Origin of the sequence: Pseudomonas sp. SJZ078 (assembly GCF_007828255.1) — a bacterium.
GTDB lineage: Bacteria > Pseudomonadota > Gammaproteobacteria > Pseudomonadales > Pseudomonadaceae > Aquipseudomonas.
Genome location: NZ_VIUG01000033.1, coordinates 19170 through 34380 on the forward strand (window position 1 = coordinate 19170; position 15211 = coordinate 34380).

The window sequence follows — 15211 nt, forward strand, 5'->3', positions numbered from 1 at the left end:
AAACCCGGGGCCCGATGAATCAGCGAGGGTCGTTGAGAATCAAGCTGCGATAATGCCCCGGATTGGACCCTGACCACTTGCGAAACGCCTTGTAGAACGAGCTGGCATCGGCAAAGCCCAGGCGCGACGCGATGTCGACGAAGCTGATGGAGGGCTCGGCGAGCCAGGTGATTGCCAGCTCCTTTCGCACGCTGTCCTTGAGCCCCTGGTAGGTCTGCCCTTCTTCCGCCAGGCGCCGGCGCAGGGTCGACGCCGACACACACAACTGCTGGGCCAGGGCTTCGGTTTCCGGCCATTGCTCGGCCGGCAACTGGCGCAGGTCGTGGCGGATCCGGCTCGCGAGGCTCTGCGGGTCGCGGTATTTGACCAGGATATTGGCCGGTGCCCGGGCCAGGAAACGCTTGAGTTCGTCGACACTGCGGCGGATGGGCAGGTCCAGGTACTCGGCGGCGAAGATCATCCGGGTACGGGGGCGGCCGAAGCGCAGGTTCTGGGAAAACATCACCCGGTAATCGTCACAGAAGTCCGGCGCCGGGCAGCGCAGCTCGACGGACAGAATGGGAATGCGCCGCCCTGCCAGCCAGCAGGCCACGCCATGGACGATCATCCAGTAGGTGAAGTAGGTAAACGCCCGCCGTGGTTCCGGATCGTCTTCCAGCAGGACGATTTCCGCCAGGCTCTGCTGGCGGACCCACTGGGCAGGCAACTGTTCAAGCATCAGTGACAGGAACCCCAGCCCCGCCGTCAGGCCGGCCGCCAGGGTTGGCTGCGCCATGGCGCACTGGCACAGGAAGGCCAGGCTGCCGGACTTGAGCTTGCGCGGGTCCATGCCGAAGAACTCATCGTCAAGGCGCCTTGCGAGCAAGCGCCAGAGCCGCGCATAGGCTGCGGCCGGCACCCGCGCCTGAGGATCGTCGAGCCACGCCGGAGCAATGCCGACCTTGTTCAGCACCTCATCGGTTGCAGGGCCTGGGTCGCAGCTTTGCAGGAGCGCCTCACGCACCAGCTGGATGGAGATGGTGTCTTTTTCCGCCATGGCGCCGGTGTTCACAGGATCCGGTAAAGCAGCCGCTCGATCCGCACCCGGCTGACCCGTTTGAGGAACTTGGCCACCGCCGCCGGGTAGTCCGGCAACGCCTCCAGGTCCAGGTAGCGTTCGATTCGGCGGGTATGCCGGTAGATCTGCTCAAGCTCGGCCTGACGGGGGCCCAGCAACTCGCCTTTGGGATCGTCCAGCAGCAAAGCGTTTTCCAGGTCCAGGCGGAAGGCCCGCGGGTTGAGGTTGTTGCCGGTCAGCAAGGTGTAGCGCTCGTCGACCCACATGCCCTTGAGGTGATAGCTGTTGTCGCCGTCACGCCACAGGTGCAGGTTCAACTGACCGCTGTCGATGTAGCGCTGATGCCGCTTGGCGAAGCGACGCAGGCTGATTTCATACAGGTAAGGCAACGCAGCGATGATCTTGAACGGCTCGCTGGGCGGGATGAAGAAGTCGTTGGCGGTCTTGTCGCCGACGATGATATCGATCTTGACCCCTCGGGCCAGGGCGCGGTTGAGCTCCCGGGTCACCGCCAGGGGCAGGTTGAAATACGGCGTACAAATGGTCAGTTGCTGGCGGCTGCTGGCGATCAGTTCGCCGATGACCCGACTCAGCGGATTGTTCTTGCCGACGCCCAGCAACGGGCTCACCGACAGGCCACTCTTGTCGAGGCTGCCGGCCGTGGTGTCATAGGCCGCGTACTTGAGTCGACTGCGCAGGTCACCAATGTCCTTGCGCAAACTGCGGGTGCTGGGCAGGTTCGGCAGGTCCAGGCGATGCACCGCCTTGGAGGTGATCAGGCCGTGCTGCACCAGATGATGCATCGAATCGGCCAGCGCCGTGTTCTGCAGCAGGTGATAGCGGTCGTAGCGATACTTGTCGAACTTGTGCAGGTAGACGTTGTTCAGGCTGGCGCCGCTGTAGAGCACGCAATCGTCGATCACGAAACCTTTCAAGTGCAGCACCCCGAACAGCTCACGGGTCTGTACCGGCACGCCGTAGATCGGCACTTCGCTGGCATGGATGCGCGTCTGCTCCTGGTACCACGCCGAGTTGCCCGGCTGCTTCTTGGCGCCGATCAGCCCGCGTTGGGCCCGCAACCAGTCCACCACCACGACCACGTCCAGTTCCGGACGCGCCGCTTTGGCGGCATGCAAGGCATCGAGAATTTCCTGGCCCGCTTCGTCCTGTTGCAGATACAGGGCGACGATATAGATGCGCTGGGTGGCCTGGGCGATTTTCTCCAGCAGGCAACGGCGGAACTCGGCTGCGCCATCGAGGATGGTCACGGCATCGGCGGTCAGTGCAAAGCTGCGCAGCTTGGGCAGCAGGGAGCGTTTGAAAAGCGACGGCATAGGGCTCGCAAAAGGTCGATTCCGAAGAGCCGCTGAGCTTACACCATGGCGGATGGGTTTGGGACTCTGGGTGGGAGCACGGCTTGCTCGCGATCGCGTTGGCGAAGCCCCATCGCCAGCAAGCCATGGTTCCGAAAGTGAAACTATTGAAAAAATCATTTGACCAAGAAGAACGATCGTTCCACTGTAAGCGCCATGAACGAGATCATCAGCAATGACACACGAGACATCATCCTCGATGTCGCCGAAAAACTGATCTATAAAAGTGGCATTGCGGCCACCGGCATGGATCTTCTGGTGAAAACCGCCGGCGTCTCCAGGAAAAGCGTCTATCGCTATTTCGCCAACAAGGACGACCTGATCCTGGCCGCCCTCGCGCGGCGGGACGAGCGCTGGATGCATTGGTTCAGCAGTGAGGTCGACAAGGCCCTTACCCCGACTGCACGGCTATACAACCTGTTCACTGTGCTCAAGGGCTGGTTTGACAGCGACGGCTTCAGAGGCTGTGCGTTTATCAATACCAGTGGCGAAACCGGAGACCCACAGGATCCGGTCCGTCAGTTGGCTAAGTTGCATAAACAGAAGTTGCTCGATTACGTCACCCGGTTATGTATTGAACAAGGTGTCGAAGATCCCGAGGCCCTGGCCCGACAGTTACTTATTCTGATCGATGGCGCGATTACTGTCGCACTGATCATGGGCGACCACAGCGCCGCCGATCACGCCCAGGCCATGCTGAAAGTGCTGTTGGTTGAGAAAAAATAAAAAGCTTCATCCGCTGAACGTCGTGCAACTTGATTCATCACTCGCCGGAGAATTGCCATGTCGTCCCCTGCTGAAGTTCGTCCACCCCTGCCGCCGTTCACCCGTGAATCGGCCATCGAAAAAGTCCGCCTGGCCGAAGATGGCTGGAACTCCCGCGACCCGCAGCGAGTGTCCCTGGCGTACACCCTGGACACCCAGTGGCGCAACCGAGCCGAATTCGTCCATAACCGCGAAGAAGCCAAGGCTTTCCTGACCCGCAAATGGGCCAAGGAACTGGACTACCGGCTGATCAAGGAACTCTGGGCGTTCACCGACAACCGCATCGCCGTGCGCTATGCCTACGAATGGCACGACGACTCGGGCAACTGGTTCCGTTCCTATGGCAATGAGAACTGGGAGTTCGATGAGCAAGGCCTGATGTCCAACCGCTACGCCTGCATCAACGACCTGCCGATCAAGGAAAGCGAACGCAAATACCATTGGCCGCTGGGACGCCGGCCGGACGATCATCCCGGGTTGTCCGAGCTGGGGTTGTAGACACCGAGCAGTGCTGGACAGGAATGCTGGTGTCATACCCCCCCCCAGAACACTGTGGAAGCCGGGCTTGCCCGCGATGACGACGGTACATCCAAAATAGATGCAAGCTGGCTCATCGCTTTCGCGGGCAAGCCCGCTCCCACAGGGATCTGGGGTAGATACAAAATTCTGTGAACACCCTGAAACACTGTGGGAGATTCTATGGTTGAGGGGAAGCCCTCAAGCCGCTTTGGGTTGGTATTCACTTTGCTCTTTCAGCAGAGCGAATACGATCCGAGCAAGCTTGCGAGCCAGCATTACCAACGCCTGAGCGTAGTGAAACCACGAGCTCTTTGCTTTTCATAGAAACCTTTCCAGGCAGACGTGCGGCTAGCCGACATGGCGGCGTTATGTAACAGCCGACGGAGCGGACCGCAGCGTCCTGTCTGTCTTGAGGGTGCTTGCCCTGGAAAATTTGATCGGATCGGCGGATAAACAGACGGGCGGACCATGCCGGTGACAGACCAGCGGCCCTATGACAGGGTTGACCGCACTGTCGCCAGGCATCAAATTGCCTGGGCCGCCGATGGACTCAACGGTGGCTTCGTCATACCCCGGACCTGTGGAGCCCATGACCGCGTCGATTCCGATCCGTCCCCCCTGCCCGCCTGGCGTCTGCGACTGCGGGCGCGAGGCCTTGCTGGAAACGGCGGGCAGCGACCTGCGCATCCTCTGCCTGAATCGCCAGGAAGAAAAGCGCCTGCTCGAACGGCTGGAAAACATCCAGGACCTGGCCGAACTCGAACGCTTGCAACAGCGGCTTTACGAAAACCTCGGCATCCGCCTGACCATCGAGCCGGGCTACAACGAAGTCCGGACCATGCGCGGCATCGCCATCGAGTTCCAGGCGCAACCCGGCCTCTGTCGCAAGATTCGCCAATCGATCCCGGCCGCCATTCGCCGCGGCCTGGAAAAGCGCCCGGAAATCGCCTGGCGCCTGCTGGATGCCCACGACCTGTTCCGCGACGCCTGAGGCTCAGCCTCAGCGCCGGATCCGTTGCAGAAACTCGGTTCTCTTCAGCCGATCAGCCTGCTCTTTCGCCAGCAGCTTGGGCAGCAGATCGATGGCCTGTTGCACCCCGAGGATGAACACACCGTCGTCATCGCCGATGGCAATGTCACCCGGATGCACGGTGACGCCTGACACCCGGATAGGCTGATTGACTTCACCGCCAAGCCCAAGACTGCGGGTCGTGAATGCGCTGACACCACGACTGAACACCGGTAGGCGATGGGCCCGCAAGGCGGCCACATCGGTCACCGCGCCGCACACCACGACGCCGGCCAGACCTTTGATCAGACCGGCCAGGGTGCGCAGTTCTCCCCAGCAAGCGCAGTCGGGGTCACCCACGCATTCCACCACCAGCACATCCCCTGGCTCGCTCAACAGCAAGGCTTCGCGCAAGACACTGCCATCAGGCGTGAAGAGCCTGACCGTGACCACCTTGCCGAGCATGCGCAGGTTATCGAACAGCGGGCGAATGCCCCGCAAGTAACCGCTGTCGGTGAAATGCCCCAGGGTGGACGAAGCGATACCTCGGTACTGTGCCAACAGCGAGTCAATGACTTGCGCTGGCGAGATTGAATCATCCATGTCTTGTTCTCTTGCGCAGCAACGGGCAGGCCGAACAGTATTCGACCGGGTTGCTCGCTTGGTAATAGAAACAGCACGTGCGCCGCAACCGCCGACAGCCTCCCTCGGCAAGCGGCATGGGCGCGCGACGAAAATGCTGCAATGGGTTGTAATCCAGACCGAACAACCCAGGATCGGCCTGGTTCAGCAACCAGTCGAAGTCGGCGTCGATGCGTCGGCGCGTGGACGGGTCCCGCAGGCCGTCCATGCGTTTTTCATACAGCGAATAGACCCGCACCGCCGTGTTTTCCCAGAGGATGCGTCGGGAAATGCCGCTGACCTGGACGAACCGGTCCCACAATGGCTTGAGCAGCCCGGCGAACAGGCTGCCGACCAACGCTTCGCGCCAGGCCTCCCGCGCGCCAGCGGCATAGCCACTGGGCTCAAGGTCCAGCAGTGGCATCGACGAGGTCCAGCGTCCCTCGTCGTGACCGTATTCGATAACGCTGTTGTCCAGGGACATTCGCAGCCCCTTGTCACAGGCCGACAGCGCATACAGGCAAGCATTGGTGGTGAGGAACGCTATTCGCTTGCTCAACAGCGAGGCGGTGATTGCCCGGGACGGCGAGCCGAGGATCGGCGTCAGCTCGTCCAGCAGCCGCAGGCATACTCCACCATTCAGCAGTTCATGGGCCGCCAGGGAACGCGACGAATCCCGCTCCCCGGCCGATTTCAACCGCAAGGGGCCGCTGAGCACGGCCCATTCGCCGGCCGTAAGCCGGCAGGCTCCGTCGGTGGACGCCGGTTCAATCCCGAGCACGCGAGTGGTCGCCATGCCCTCAGGCCTCCAGCGACAGCCGGCGGAACGGGTTGACCACCTCGCCCTTGCCGAACGGCATGCTGCCCGGCCCGCCGGCCCGCTCGATCATGGGCGTGAGCAACAGCTTCTGCGGCCAGTTCGGTGCGTCGAACAGTTGTGCCTTGAGCATCGCCCGGGCCTCGGCGTCGAAGTCGATGGTCTCGATCAGTTCGTCCAGCACGTCCCGCAGGGCCTGCCACAAGCCATTCACCGGCATCGAGTAGACCTGCGCCAGGGTGTCCATGATTGCCCGCATGTTGACCTGGATGCCCAGGGTCTGCAGCCAGAACAGCAGATCTTCAGGACGCTCGTGGTACAGCGTGTTGGCGTGACCTTTCTTGATGCGGTACACCGGGTCCGCCATGCCGTTGCGCTCCAGCCAGGGTACGAAGATCCGCAGCGAATCGTGGTCGCGCAACAGCAGGCCCTCGGCATGGCCGTCCTTCCACACCAGCACCGCGTTCTGGCCGTGGACTTCCCCCAGCATGCCGAGGCGGAACATGCGTAGGTTGATATCGAAGAAGCTGCGGGCCAGTTCACGGAACAGGGTCATGACCGACTCGGCGTCCGCCGGCAGGTTGCGATACTGCATCCAGTCATCGAAGAAGTGACGGTTGCTGCCCGGCAGCGGCGTGCCCAGGGCGGCCATGGGCAGCAGGCGGGTGTCGGCGTCGTTGAGCAACGCGCTCGGGTAGCCACGAACCATGGCCGACAGGTGCCGTGGTGCCTCGTCGAACAGCGTGGCCTCGGGCGGCATGAACGCCCACCACTTGGCCTCGTCGCACAGGTGCAGCGACTGACGCAGGGTCGCGTCTTTGTCCAGGACCTCGTGGAGCAAGGCTTCGCTCAGGCCACCGTTGATCATCTTCACCGCCGGCAGGTAGCGCGATGCACCCAGGGAGTGGATGGCCATCGGCAGCTTGAGGTAGTCGGCGCTGTCGAAGCACGGCGTCATGGAGCGCAGCGACGAGGTGGCGAAGAAGTCGCCCTCGTTGAAGCTCAAGCGCTGGCAGTCACCCTTGGCGAATACCTCACCCAACTGTTTGTCGAGGACATGTTCCCACTGCCACGGATGGACCGGCAGCGCGATGTGGCTGTCGGCCAGGCCCCGTGCCTGCATTTCCTCGGCAAGCCGGGCCCGCAGAAGCTCAGGCAACAGATAACGTGCCGGATAACACTGGGTCAGATCCCCCACGCCTTCACCGCATTGCAACAGCGTGCGGTCCACCGCCACCCAGTTCAAGGCCACCGGGCGCGCGAATTCGGCCTGGTAACGCAGGTATTCCTCGTCGTCGAGCCCTTGCTTGGCTTTGGCCAACGGGTGATAAGGCCGATCGCGCAACGACGCCCACTGTTCCATGGTGCGGAAAAACGTCGCCGGATCCTGGGCCATCAGCTCACGGCCATCGACCGCATGGGACAGGGACTGTGCAGTCTGTTTGACGCTGGTGCGCAGCACATCGAGAAACAGCACCAGACCTTTATCGTTGTCCTTGAAGCGCTCGGTCATCGAGCCGAACACGCGCTTCATGAAGTCTTCCGGCGAGAGCACGCTCCATTGCTCCTCCTGGCGCGCCAATACCGGTGTACCCGGCACTTTTTCCCACTGCTGAGTGATGCCCGCACGCAGGGCAATACTGATGAAGCGCTGTTCGGTCGGGTCGTAGCACCAATCCCAGATACACTGTTGCGGGGTCAGCCCGGCGAGCGCTGGTGCTTTCGGATGGGCCTGCTGCCAGACGCCGATTTCAACCAGGGGCAATGGCTCACTGCCGAAAAAGTGTTCGGCCAGCAAGCAATCCACCAGATCCTGCATGACGGTTTCGGCGGCGTGGGCCAGGGCGTGAGAGGTCAGGCGAGTCATCTTGATTCATGTCCTTCTGAAAGTGTGGCCAAGCGGCCCTGGAGGGCGCGAAACGCGATGCCGCGCTCGTCGCCCAGTACAAAGGTGTTCACCCCTCGGGCACGCCAGCGGGCGTGGTCGTCGGGTTGGCGGGGAATGGCGCAATAAGGAATGCCGGCATCGCAGGCCGCCTGCCAGGTCTCCAGCAGCGCCTGCTGCACCGCCGGCGTGTTGATCTGCCAGGGCGTGCCGAGGGACTGGGACAGGTCCGCCGCGCCTTCGAGAATCATGTCCAGTCCGGGCACCGCCGCGATGTCCGCCGCACGCCGTGCGCCTTCGGCGCTTTCGATCATCGCCACCACCATGATCTGCTCGTTGGCCAGGCCCACGTACTCGGCCAGGCTGTGTTTGCCAAACGAACCGGGGCGCCCGGCGTTCAGGCTGCGCCGTCCCAACGGGTGGTACTTGCACGCGGCAATCGCATCGGCCAGTTGCGCCGGGCTTTCGATCATCGGCAACACGATGCCCTGGGCTCCGCCGTCGAGTAGACGCAGCAGGGTTTTCGGATTCAGGTCCGCCACCCGCACCAAGGGTGTGATGGCGTAGGCTTCGGCCATGCGGATCATGTGCTCCACGGTTTCCGGGTTGATCAGCACATGCTCCATGTCGATGATCACGAAGTCGTAGCCCGCTTCGGCGATCAGCTCGATCGCCACGGCCGACGGAATCGAACTGATCAGGCCGTAGGCGACCTGCCCCGCACCGAGCTTGAACTTCAGGCGATTGGTCCTCAGCATGGCAGCGGCCTGAAGGCGTGCAGCGGATTGGGCACCGACTTGAAGCGCCGCTCCCCATCGCCCAGCAGGCGACGCTTGGTCAGCGCCTCCACTTCATAGGAAGGCGCGAATACATCGAACAGCGCGAAGCGCTCGCGGTGCTGCGGGTGCGCAGTCTGGTAAGCCGTGATGACGTCGGCGGTCATCTGCCAGAAGCGGGTCTCATCCAGCTGATAGTGCTGGTGCAGGAAAATCGCCATTTCCGCCAGACAGATGAAGAAGAAACAGTCGCAGGAGAAATCCCGCACCGCATTCACGTCATCGGTGAGAATGAACGAGTTGCGGTTCAGCTTTGCGTGGCTGGCGGGCAACGGCACCAGGGTCGGGCACAGCTGCGGCCGCGCCAGGTGCGCCGGGGAGTAGCGCACGCCGTCGTGGAAGTCCTTGAGGGCAATGCGTTGCGGCCAGCCGTCCCGGGTGATCAGCACGATGTTCTGACCATGGGACTCCATGCCGATACCTTCGGCGTAGAGCATGTGAATGATCGGCGGCACCGTGACTTCCAGCAGCCGCTGGGTCCAGGCCTGCAAACCGTACTGGGCAATCCAGGCATCGATGAACGGCAGCTGTTCACCCTGGCCGTAGCGGTTTTCCACGTGGCTCAGGCCATTGAACGGTACCGCTTGTTCATCGGCCTTGAGATAGGCGTGAATGCTTTCACGCCAGATCGCGCCGAGGGTGCCGTAGGCCTGAGGCGCACGGGTGGCCGGCAGGTGGTCGTAGCTGAAGCTGACCCCGGCCACCTCGCCGAGAATAACGAAGTCCAGGGCGCGGGCGGTGCTGTCGGTGGCGATCAGTTGTTGCAACCAGTCGGTGATGATCGGGCCGTTCATCACCGTGTGCCGCGCCAGGATGCGCGTGCTGGAGGTGTTGGTCATGCTCATCGCCAGCTTCACATACGGGCGCTCGGGCGCGCTGGCGTTGGCCAGGGTGCGGATCGATTGCTGGGCCTTGTACTGATCCTGCGAGGTGCCCAGGTAGATCAGTTCGCCGCTGAGCAGCTCGGGGTAGAACGTCGGGACAATGGTGTTTTCCCACTGCCACGGATGAACCGGAATCACCCAGTAAGCGTCCGGCGACTGACCGCGGCTTTCGAGGACCGCGGCCAGCTGTTGCAGACGCTGCTCCCCTGCTTCCTGACGGACGAACGCCTCGAAATCCACCTTGTTCGAATGGTTCATCGCGCCGCAGGACTTGGCCACGGCCAGCCAGACGATGGCGATGGGGTTGGCGAACTCCGGTCCGTAGCGGGTGTTGTCGTGCAACGAGAAACCGATCCGCGACTTGTAGCACGGGTGGTAACTATGGGCGTCCATGAAGTGCTGTTCCAGCGCATCCACATCCAGCCGATGGGCGGCACGGGGTGCACGGTAGCCCTGGCTGCGCGATTGCAGATCCTTGAGCTGGGTCTGTTCCAGCTCCTGGATAAAGCGCGGCAGATGGGCGCTGCCCGCGAATTCGCCAAGCAGTTCGGCCAGCGCCTGGTGCAGGTCAGGTGTCTGTGATTGGCCCGCGGCATCGACGCGCTCAAGGCTGGCGTGATCCAGGCGGATCAGCTCGAAACTGCTGCTGCGCAGGCCGTTGCAGTGGTATTGCACCGGTTGTTGAGCGGCATCGGTGCCTTGCACGATGAAGCGATACCGGCCGTTCGCAAACGGCTCGCATTGGTACGCCAGCACGTCTTCGTACAGCAGGGTTTGCAGCAGTTGACCGACCACCCGTTGTTGGACTTTTACCCGGACATCGGCATCGGTGCCCGCCAGCCAGGCACCTGGCGCGGTAGATTGCGGGGCTTGTTCAAAAATCGTCATGGGAATTCCTTATCGATTAACGTTGTTCAAGGGCCACGGACGGCGCCTCGGCCGCCCGTTCCGGCATGGGGAAGCGCCAGGCGCAAGGCAAAGCCAGCAGGATCAGCACGCCGGTGGCTATGAATACTTCGCTGATGGCGCCTGAGGTTCGCAGTGCGGACCCGACCTCGGCCCCCAGGCGCATTTCCAGCCAGAGCGAGGCGATGACGATGGCCAGCGACGACACGAGGCGCCGGGAGATGTTGTTCATGGCGGCGCCCTGGGTGACCATCGGCTCCGGCAAGGCATTGAGCCCGGCAGTGGTCACCGGCATGTAGGACAGCCCCAGCCCGGCACCGCGCACCATCATCAAGACGAACACCGTGGCGAGGGTGGCCTGCGGGCCGAGCATGCCCAGTGCCAGGGTCGATGCACCGGTCAGCAACATGCCCGCCGACACCACGGCCCGTGGCCCGTGCCGGTCGAGCAGCTTGCCGCCCATCTGGCCGAACAGGCTGGCGAACCCGGCAGTACACAGCAGCGCCAGTCCGGTCCAGATTGCGCTGTAGCCCAGCACCATCTGCACCAGCAGCGGCACCAGCACCAGGCACTCGAACATGCCCACCGATTGCACCACGGCAATGATCACGCTCAGGCGGTAGCCGCGCAGGTTGAAGATCCGCAGGTTGAGCAGCGGCTCCGGACGGCTCAGCTCGACGCGCACGAAGGCGATCAGGCACAGCGCGCCGGCCGCCAGCATGGCCAGGTTGAGCGGATCCAGCAGGCCGTCGGCGTGATGCAGGCGACTGGTGGCGACCATCAGCAAGCCGATGCCCGAGGCGATCAGCAGGTACCCGGCGAAATCGAACGGCTTGCGCTCCGGCGGTTCGGAAGCGGGCAACACACCCAGGCCGAGGGTCAGCGCCAACAGCCCGATGGGCACGTTCATCAGGAACAACGAGCGCCAGTTGAACCACTCCAGCAGCAAGCTTCCGCACAACGGCCCCACCGCCGGGGCGAGCATGACCACGGCACTCCACAGCCCCGTGACCCGCCCCCGCTCGTCCTTGGCATACACCGAAAAAATGATCGCCAGGGACAACGGAATCATCAGCCCGCTGGCAATTCCCTGGACCACCCGCGCCGCGATCACCAGCGCTATCGAGTCAGCCACCACGCCCATCAACGAACCGCCGATGAACAACGCCACGCCCCACAGGTACAAGCGCTTGCGGCCGAGGCGCTGGCTGAGGAAGCTGGTCAGCGGCATGGTCATGCCCATGGCGGTCATGAAGCCCGCGACGATCCAGGTCGCCATCAGCGGCCCGATGGCAAACGCCGCCATGAACGCCGGCAACGCCGGGTTGAGCGAGCTGTTATTGAGGCTGACCGTGAGCGTGCCCAACATGACGTTGATCACCACCCAGTGACGCGGCACCGTCACGACCGTGCCCCAGACGCGGTAGCGCCGACGAACTGTTGCTGCGGACGCGGATGGCACAGGAAGTCCGCGTGGGAAATGTTGTAGCCATAGGCGCCGGCCATGGGCAGCACCAACAAGTCACCCACCTCGGCCCCCTGCAATTGACGGCCGCGGCTCAACACATCCTTGGGCGTGCACAACTGGCCGACCACGGTCCAGGTCTGAGCGGTATCGGGCTGCGGCTTGCGCCGACGTGGCAGGTGGATGACCGGGTGATCGTGACTTTGCGCCGCCGGCAGGCGGAACTGATGGGTGCCACCCCGACAGACCAGGAAGTGCTCGCCGTGGCTGGTCTTGGTGTCCAGCACTTCGATCACGTAGTAACCACAGAATGCGCTGATGAAACGGCCGGGTTCGAAACGCACCACCGGTGGCTGCTCATGCTGCGCCAGGGAGTTGCCCAGGTGCCGGCACAGACGCTGCCAATCGAAGCGCTGCCCGCTCAGGTAGTCGACGCCGATGCCGCCGCCGACGTTCAAGTGGGTCGGTTGCTCATTCCCGGTCGCCAGCGCTTTCCATTCAGACCAGCGGTGCAGGTAGAAATCCAACAGTTGCTCGTGCCGTTCCACCGAGTTCTGGTGGGACATCGCATGCACATGGAAACCCTTGAGGCTCAGGTGACTGAACGCCTGCACCCGCCGCACGGCTTCGGGCAGTTCCGCTTCGTCGATACCGAAGGGCGTCGCCGTGCCGGCCATCGCCAGTTTGCTCGACAGGCTCGACGGCAACTGAGGGTTGATGCGGATGAATACCGGCTGGACACGACCGACCTGCTGCGCAAGACGTTGCAGACGGTCGATTTCATTGAGGCTTTCCAGGTGGATCGCCTCGACCCGGTTCTCCAGGGCAGCCCGCAGGTCCGAATCGAGTTTGCCCGGACCGGAAAACACATAGGGCTTGCGCGTCGGACACGCCACGACCCGCTCGATCTCGCCGCCCGAGGAAATCTCGAAACCGCTGACCAGGGGCGCCAGGGTCGCGAGTATCGGCGCTTCGCTGTTGGCCTTGATTGCGTAATACAGCTCCACTCCGGCAGGCAACGCAGCCATCACCTCGCTGACATGCCGGGTCAGCGCCTCCAGGTCATAGACAAACAGCGCCAGCGGGTCTTCGCTGGTGCGTCGAGCCACATCGATGGCGGCCATTACCGTTTCGGGCAGGTCACGCATAACGCACCTCCTCGCCCCAAGGCGAACGCAGACGGACGTAACCGGCCTGACGATCGGCCTTGGCGGCCAGGCGCACCTTCAAGTTGGTCTTGCAGGGAATCGATTCGCCGGCGATCAACGCATCCAGTTCCGGCGCCGGCCGTACCAGTTCCTGACGAATGCTGCGCAACTGACGCGTCACCCGTTCCCACATCAACGGGGCCAGGTGCGGACGTTCCCAGCTCAGGGCCAGCACTGCTTCGGAGAGGTTGTTGATCAGCAGGCAGTAACTGATGCGACTCCAGCCCTGTTCACGGCTATAGACCAACGACTGGCGCACGCGAGGATGCAGGCCGACCTCAATACCGGACATGCCCAGTTCCTCGGTCAGCTTGACCCCTTCGAAATCCCGCAGCAGCAATTGCTGTGGCTGGCCGTCGTCGTGGATCAGCACGCTGTTCTGCAGGTGCGGCTCCATCACCACACCGTGGTTGAAAAACAGCGCCAGCACGGGACGCAGCAGCAGCGCCTGGTAGCGGTCGAACCAGTCGAGCAGTTGCCCGTCCTCCAGCGCCTGGCCGTTGAAGCCTTGCAGGAATTCATGGACCAGCGGCTGGGAATGGATATCCCGGGCAAACAGCGTACCGGCCATGATGCTCACTTCCGCGCCGCCGCGACGGCAGAAGTTCTCGCGCAGGATCGCGCCGGTCTGCTCGCGGAACCAGTGGCTGTCGGCGTCGCTCGCCTGCTTGGGCGCCCAGCTCAAGGAGCCCGGTTCGGCCACGGTGGACAGGCCACCCAGGGTCTGCGGCTGGGTCTGCTGCAAGCGCTGGAACAACTGGTCGATGATCAGGGTGCTTTCCAGCTCATACCAGGCGTTCTTGCGCACGCAGTTGGTGATGCGCACGTTCAGCGAGCCCTTGATGAAATAGTCATGCCCTTCGATGTACCAGGTGCGCATGGAGGCCGTCGGGCTAGCCAGTGCACCGGTGGTGCCCAGGTCTCGCAGCTCGCCCATTTCCAGTTGCCGTTGCACCCGCCGGTCCTGCACGAACAGCTGTGCCTGGACCGGGTGCAGGCAAATGATCGCCCGGCCCGGCCGGGCACGGCTCTGGTCGGCGAACCCGGCCAGCACTTGTTCTTCGGTCAGCCCGTTGGCGGAGATCCGTAGCCCTTCGCGCGGGACCTCGAACAGGTGCAGTGCCGTCCGCGCCTGGAACTCCGGGGCATAGGTTTCCTGGGCCAGGTGGGCCGGCCAGAGCCGCGCCTTGGGCGCCGGATGATTCGGATGACCAAACCACAGCCCCTGCTCGCTGGCCAGGTAGTTGCTCAACGGCGCCGGCCCCGCACCGTCGATGTTGTGGGCGACGATGGCGGCGGTCAGCGACTGGCTTTGCAGCACCTGTTCGAGCAGCTCTTCGTTGCTGGCGCAGGTCATGTGCTCACAGGCGCCGAGCAGTTGCGCGACGAACTCGGGGAACGGCAGGTTGCTCCACGACGTATCGCCCTGCCGCGCATAGACATCGGACAGGTAGCGATGGCTGCCGAGACGGTCGCAACGATCCACCAGCACGAAGAACTGCTGGCCGTTGGGCAGACTGATCGTCAAGGGAATTCCCTTCGACTGCAGCCCTTCCAGGTAACTTCCGGGGGCAATGCCACGCATATCCTGGGGCCAGTGATAATCCAGGCAGTTTTCCGGCAATGCGAATTCCTTGATCAGACAATTGAGCAAGGCGCGGGTACTGGCCAATTCGCTGACGCGGTGGGATAAAGCGGTACGATCAGGATATTGCATAGTTACTCCTCGTAACCTGCGGGTTACGGATGACTTCATGTCTGGGCAAGTTCGTTTATTCAGCGCCAGGACAATAGGTGCCCGCCTTCCCAACTTTCGGGAAAATTGTTTAGCGCTGTTTATCAAGTGACGGATATGAATTACATCGC

Annotated in this window: 13 protein-coding genes and 1 pseudogene; 3 read left to right on the forward strand and 11 right to left on the reverse strand. The window is 62.8% G+C overall.

Annotated features, from left to right (window positions below; genetic code table 11):
* Positions 1 to 19: 19 nt before the first annotated feature.
* Both FBY02_RS23200 and pssA read right to left on the reverse strand, forming a co-directional pair.
* Positions 20 to 1036: an AraC family transcriptional regulator gene (locus FBY02_RS23200; RefSeq protein WP_144930475.1), complete on the reverse strand. Its 1017-nt coding sequence runs from the start codon at positions 1034 to 1036 to the stop codon at positions 20 to 22.
* Between the two features lie 11 nt (positions 1037 to 1047).
* Positions 1048 to 2391: a CDP-diacylglycerol--serine O-phosphatidyltransferase gene (gene pssA / locus FBY02_RS23205; RefSeq protein WP_144930439.1), complete on the reverse strand. Its 1344-nt coding sequence runs from the start codon at positions 2389 to 2391 to the stop codon at positions 1048 to 1050.
* 195 nt (positions 2392 to 2586) lie between these two features.
* On the opposite strand from pssA, the gene FBY02_RS23210 reads away from it, so the two are divergent.
* Both FBY02_RS23210 and FBY02_RS23215 read left to right on the forward strand, forming a co-directional pair.
* Positions 2587 to 3156 carry a TetR/AcrR family transcriptional regulator gene (locus tag FBY02_RS23210; RefSeq protein WP_144930440.1) on the forward strand — a complete coding sequence of 190 codons (570 nt, stop codon included), beginning with the start codon at positions 2587 to 2589 and terminating at the stop codon, positions 3154 to 3156.
* Positions 3157 to 3213: 57 nt separating this feature from the next.
* Positions 3214 to 3693: a nuclear transport factor 2 family protein gene (locus tag FBY02_RS23215; RefSeq protein WP_144930441.1), complete on the forward strand. Its 480-nt coding sequence runs from the start codon at positions 3214 to 3216 to the stop codon at positions 3691 to 3693.
* A gap of 219 nt (positions 3694 to 3912) precedes the next feature.
* Here the strand turns inward: FBY02_RS23215 and FBY02_RS28480 are convergent.
* Positions 3913 to 4109: pseudogene (locus FBY02_RS28480) on the reverse strand (IS110 family transposase); the annotation flags it as partial.
* A 194-nt stretch (positions 4110 to 4303) separates the two neighbouring features.
* On the opposite strand from FBY02_RS28480, the gene FBY02_RS23230 reads away from it, so the two are divergent.
* Positions 4304 to 4705: a hypothetical protein gene (locus FBY02_RS23230; protein WP_144930442.1), complete on the forward strand. Its 402-nt coding sequence runs from the start codon at positions 4304 to 4306 to the stop codon at positions 4703 to 4705.
* A gap of 9 nt (positions 4706 to 4714) precedes the next feature.
* Here the strand turns inward: FBY02_RS23230 and FBY02_RS23235 are convergent, their stop codons facing one another.
* Genes FBY02_RS23235 through FBY02_RS23270 form a run of 8 tightly spaced genes read right to left on the reverse strand, consistent with a single transcriptional unit; the run spans position 4715 to position 15062 of the window.
* Entirely contained in the window at positions 4715 to 5326 is a 612-nt protein-coding gene (locus FBY02_RS23235; RefSeq protein ID WP_144930443.1) for an RraA family protein, read from the reverse strand.
* Positions 5319 to 6140, reverse strand: coding sequence for an IucA/IucC family C-terminal-domain containing protein (locus FBY02_RS23240; protein WP_144930444.1), 822 nt, complete (start codon positions 6138 to 6140; stop codon positions 5319 to 5321). Before FBY02_RS23240 ends, FBY02_RS23235 begins: the two co-directional genes overlap by 8 nt.
* 4 nt (positions 6141 to 6144) lie before the next feature.
* Positions 6145 to 8028 (reverse strand): IucA/IucC family siderophore biosynthesis protein, encoded by a 1884-nt coding sequence (locus FBY02_RS23245; protein ID WP_144930445.1) that lies wholly within the window; start codon positions 8026 to 8028, stop codon positions 6145 to 6147.
* A complete protein-coding gene (locus FBY02_RS23250; RefSeq protein WP_144930446.1) occupies positions 8025 to 8804 on the reverse strand; it encodes an HpcH/HpaI aldolase/citrate lyase family protein in 780 nt (259 codons plus the stop codon). Before FBY02_RS23250 ends, FBY02_RS23245 begins: the two co-directional genes overlap by 4 nt.
* Positions 8798 to 10654, reverse strand: a complete 1857-nt coding sequence (locus tag FBY02_RS23255; RefSeq protein ID WP_144930447.1) for an IucA/IucC family siderophore biosynthesis protein — start codon at positions 10652 to 10654, stop codon at positions 8798 to 8800. Before FBY02_RS23255 ends, FBY02_RS23250 begins: the two co-directional genes overlap by 7 nt.
* A gap of 16 nt (positions 10655 to 10670) precedes the next feature.
* Positions 10671 to 12077, reverse strand: coding sequence for a DHA2 family efflux MFS transporter permease subunit (locus FBY02_RS23260; protein ID WP_256662549.1), 1407 nt, complete (start codon positions 12075 to 12077; stop codon positions 10671 to 10673).
* Positions 12074 to 13285 carry a type III PLP-dependent enzyme gene (locus FBY02_RS23265; protein ID WP_144930449.1) on the reverse strand — a complete coding sequence of 404 codons (1212 nt, stop codon included), beginning with the start codon at positions 13283 to 13285 and terminating at the stop codon, positions 12074 to 12076. Before FBY02_RS23265 ends, FBY02_RS23260 begins: the two co-directional genes overlap by 4 nt.
* A complete protein-coding gene (locus tag FBY02_RS23270; RefSeq protein WP_144930450.1) occupies positions 13278 to 15062 on the reverse strand; it encodes an IucA/IucC family siderophore biosynthesis protein in 1785 nt (594 codons plus the stop codon). Before FBY02_RS23270 ends, FBY02_RS23265 begins: the two co-directional genes overlap by 8 nt.
* Between the last annotated feature and the right edge of the window lie 149 nt (positions 15063 to 15211).

Bases quoted from the DNA above. Each gene is read 5' to 3' on its own strand.
- FBY02_RS23200 (WP_144930475.1), bottom strand. From the start codon at position 1,036: ATGGCGGAAAAAGACACCATCTCCATCCAGCTGGTGCGTGAGGCGCTC.
- pssA (WP_144930439.1), bottom strand. From the start codon at position 2,391: ATGCCGTCGCTTTTCAAACGCTCCCTGCTGCCCAAGCTGCGCAGCTTT.
- FBY02_RS23210 (WP_144930440.1), top strand. From the start codon at position 2,587: ATGAACGAGATCATCAGCAATGACACACGAGACATCATCCTCGATGTC.
- FBY02_RS23215 (WP_144930441.1), top strand. From the start codon at position 3,214: ATGTCGTCCCCTGCTGAAGTTCGTCCACCCCTGCCGCCGTTCACCCGT.
- FBY02_RS23230 (WP_144930442.1), top strand. From the start codon at position 4,304: ATGACCGCGTCGATTCCGATCCGTCCCCCCTGCCCGCCTGGCGTCTGC.
- FBY02_RS23235 (WP_144930443.1), bottom strand. From the start codon at position 5,326: ATGGATGATTCAATCTCGCCAGCGCAAGTCATTGACTCGCTGTTGGCA.
- FBY02_RS23240 (WP_144930444.1), bottom strand. From the start codon at position 6,140: ATGGCGACCACTCGCGTGCTCGGGATTGAACCGGCGTCCACCGACGGA.
- FBY02_RS23245 (WP_144930445.1), bottom strand. From the start codon at position 8,028: ATGACTCGCCTGACCTCTCACGCCCTGGCCCACGCCGCCGAAACCGTC.
- FBY02_RS23250 (WP_144930446.1), bottom strand. From the start codon at position 8,804: ATGCTGAGGACCAATCGCCTGAAGTTCAAGCTCGGTGCGGGGCAGGTC.
- FBY02_RS23255 (WP_144930447.1), bottom strand. From the start codon at position 10,654: ATGACGATTTTTGAACAAGCCCCGCAATCTACCGCGCCAGGTGCCTGG.
- FBY02_RS23265 (WP_144930449.1), bottom strand. From the start codon at position 13,285: ATGCGTGACCTGCCCGAAACGGTAATGGCCGCCATCGATGTGGCTCGA.
- FBY02_RS23270 (WP_144930450.1), bottom strand. From the start codon at position 15,062: ATGCAATATCCTGATCGTACCGCTTTATCCCACCGCGTCAGCGAATTG.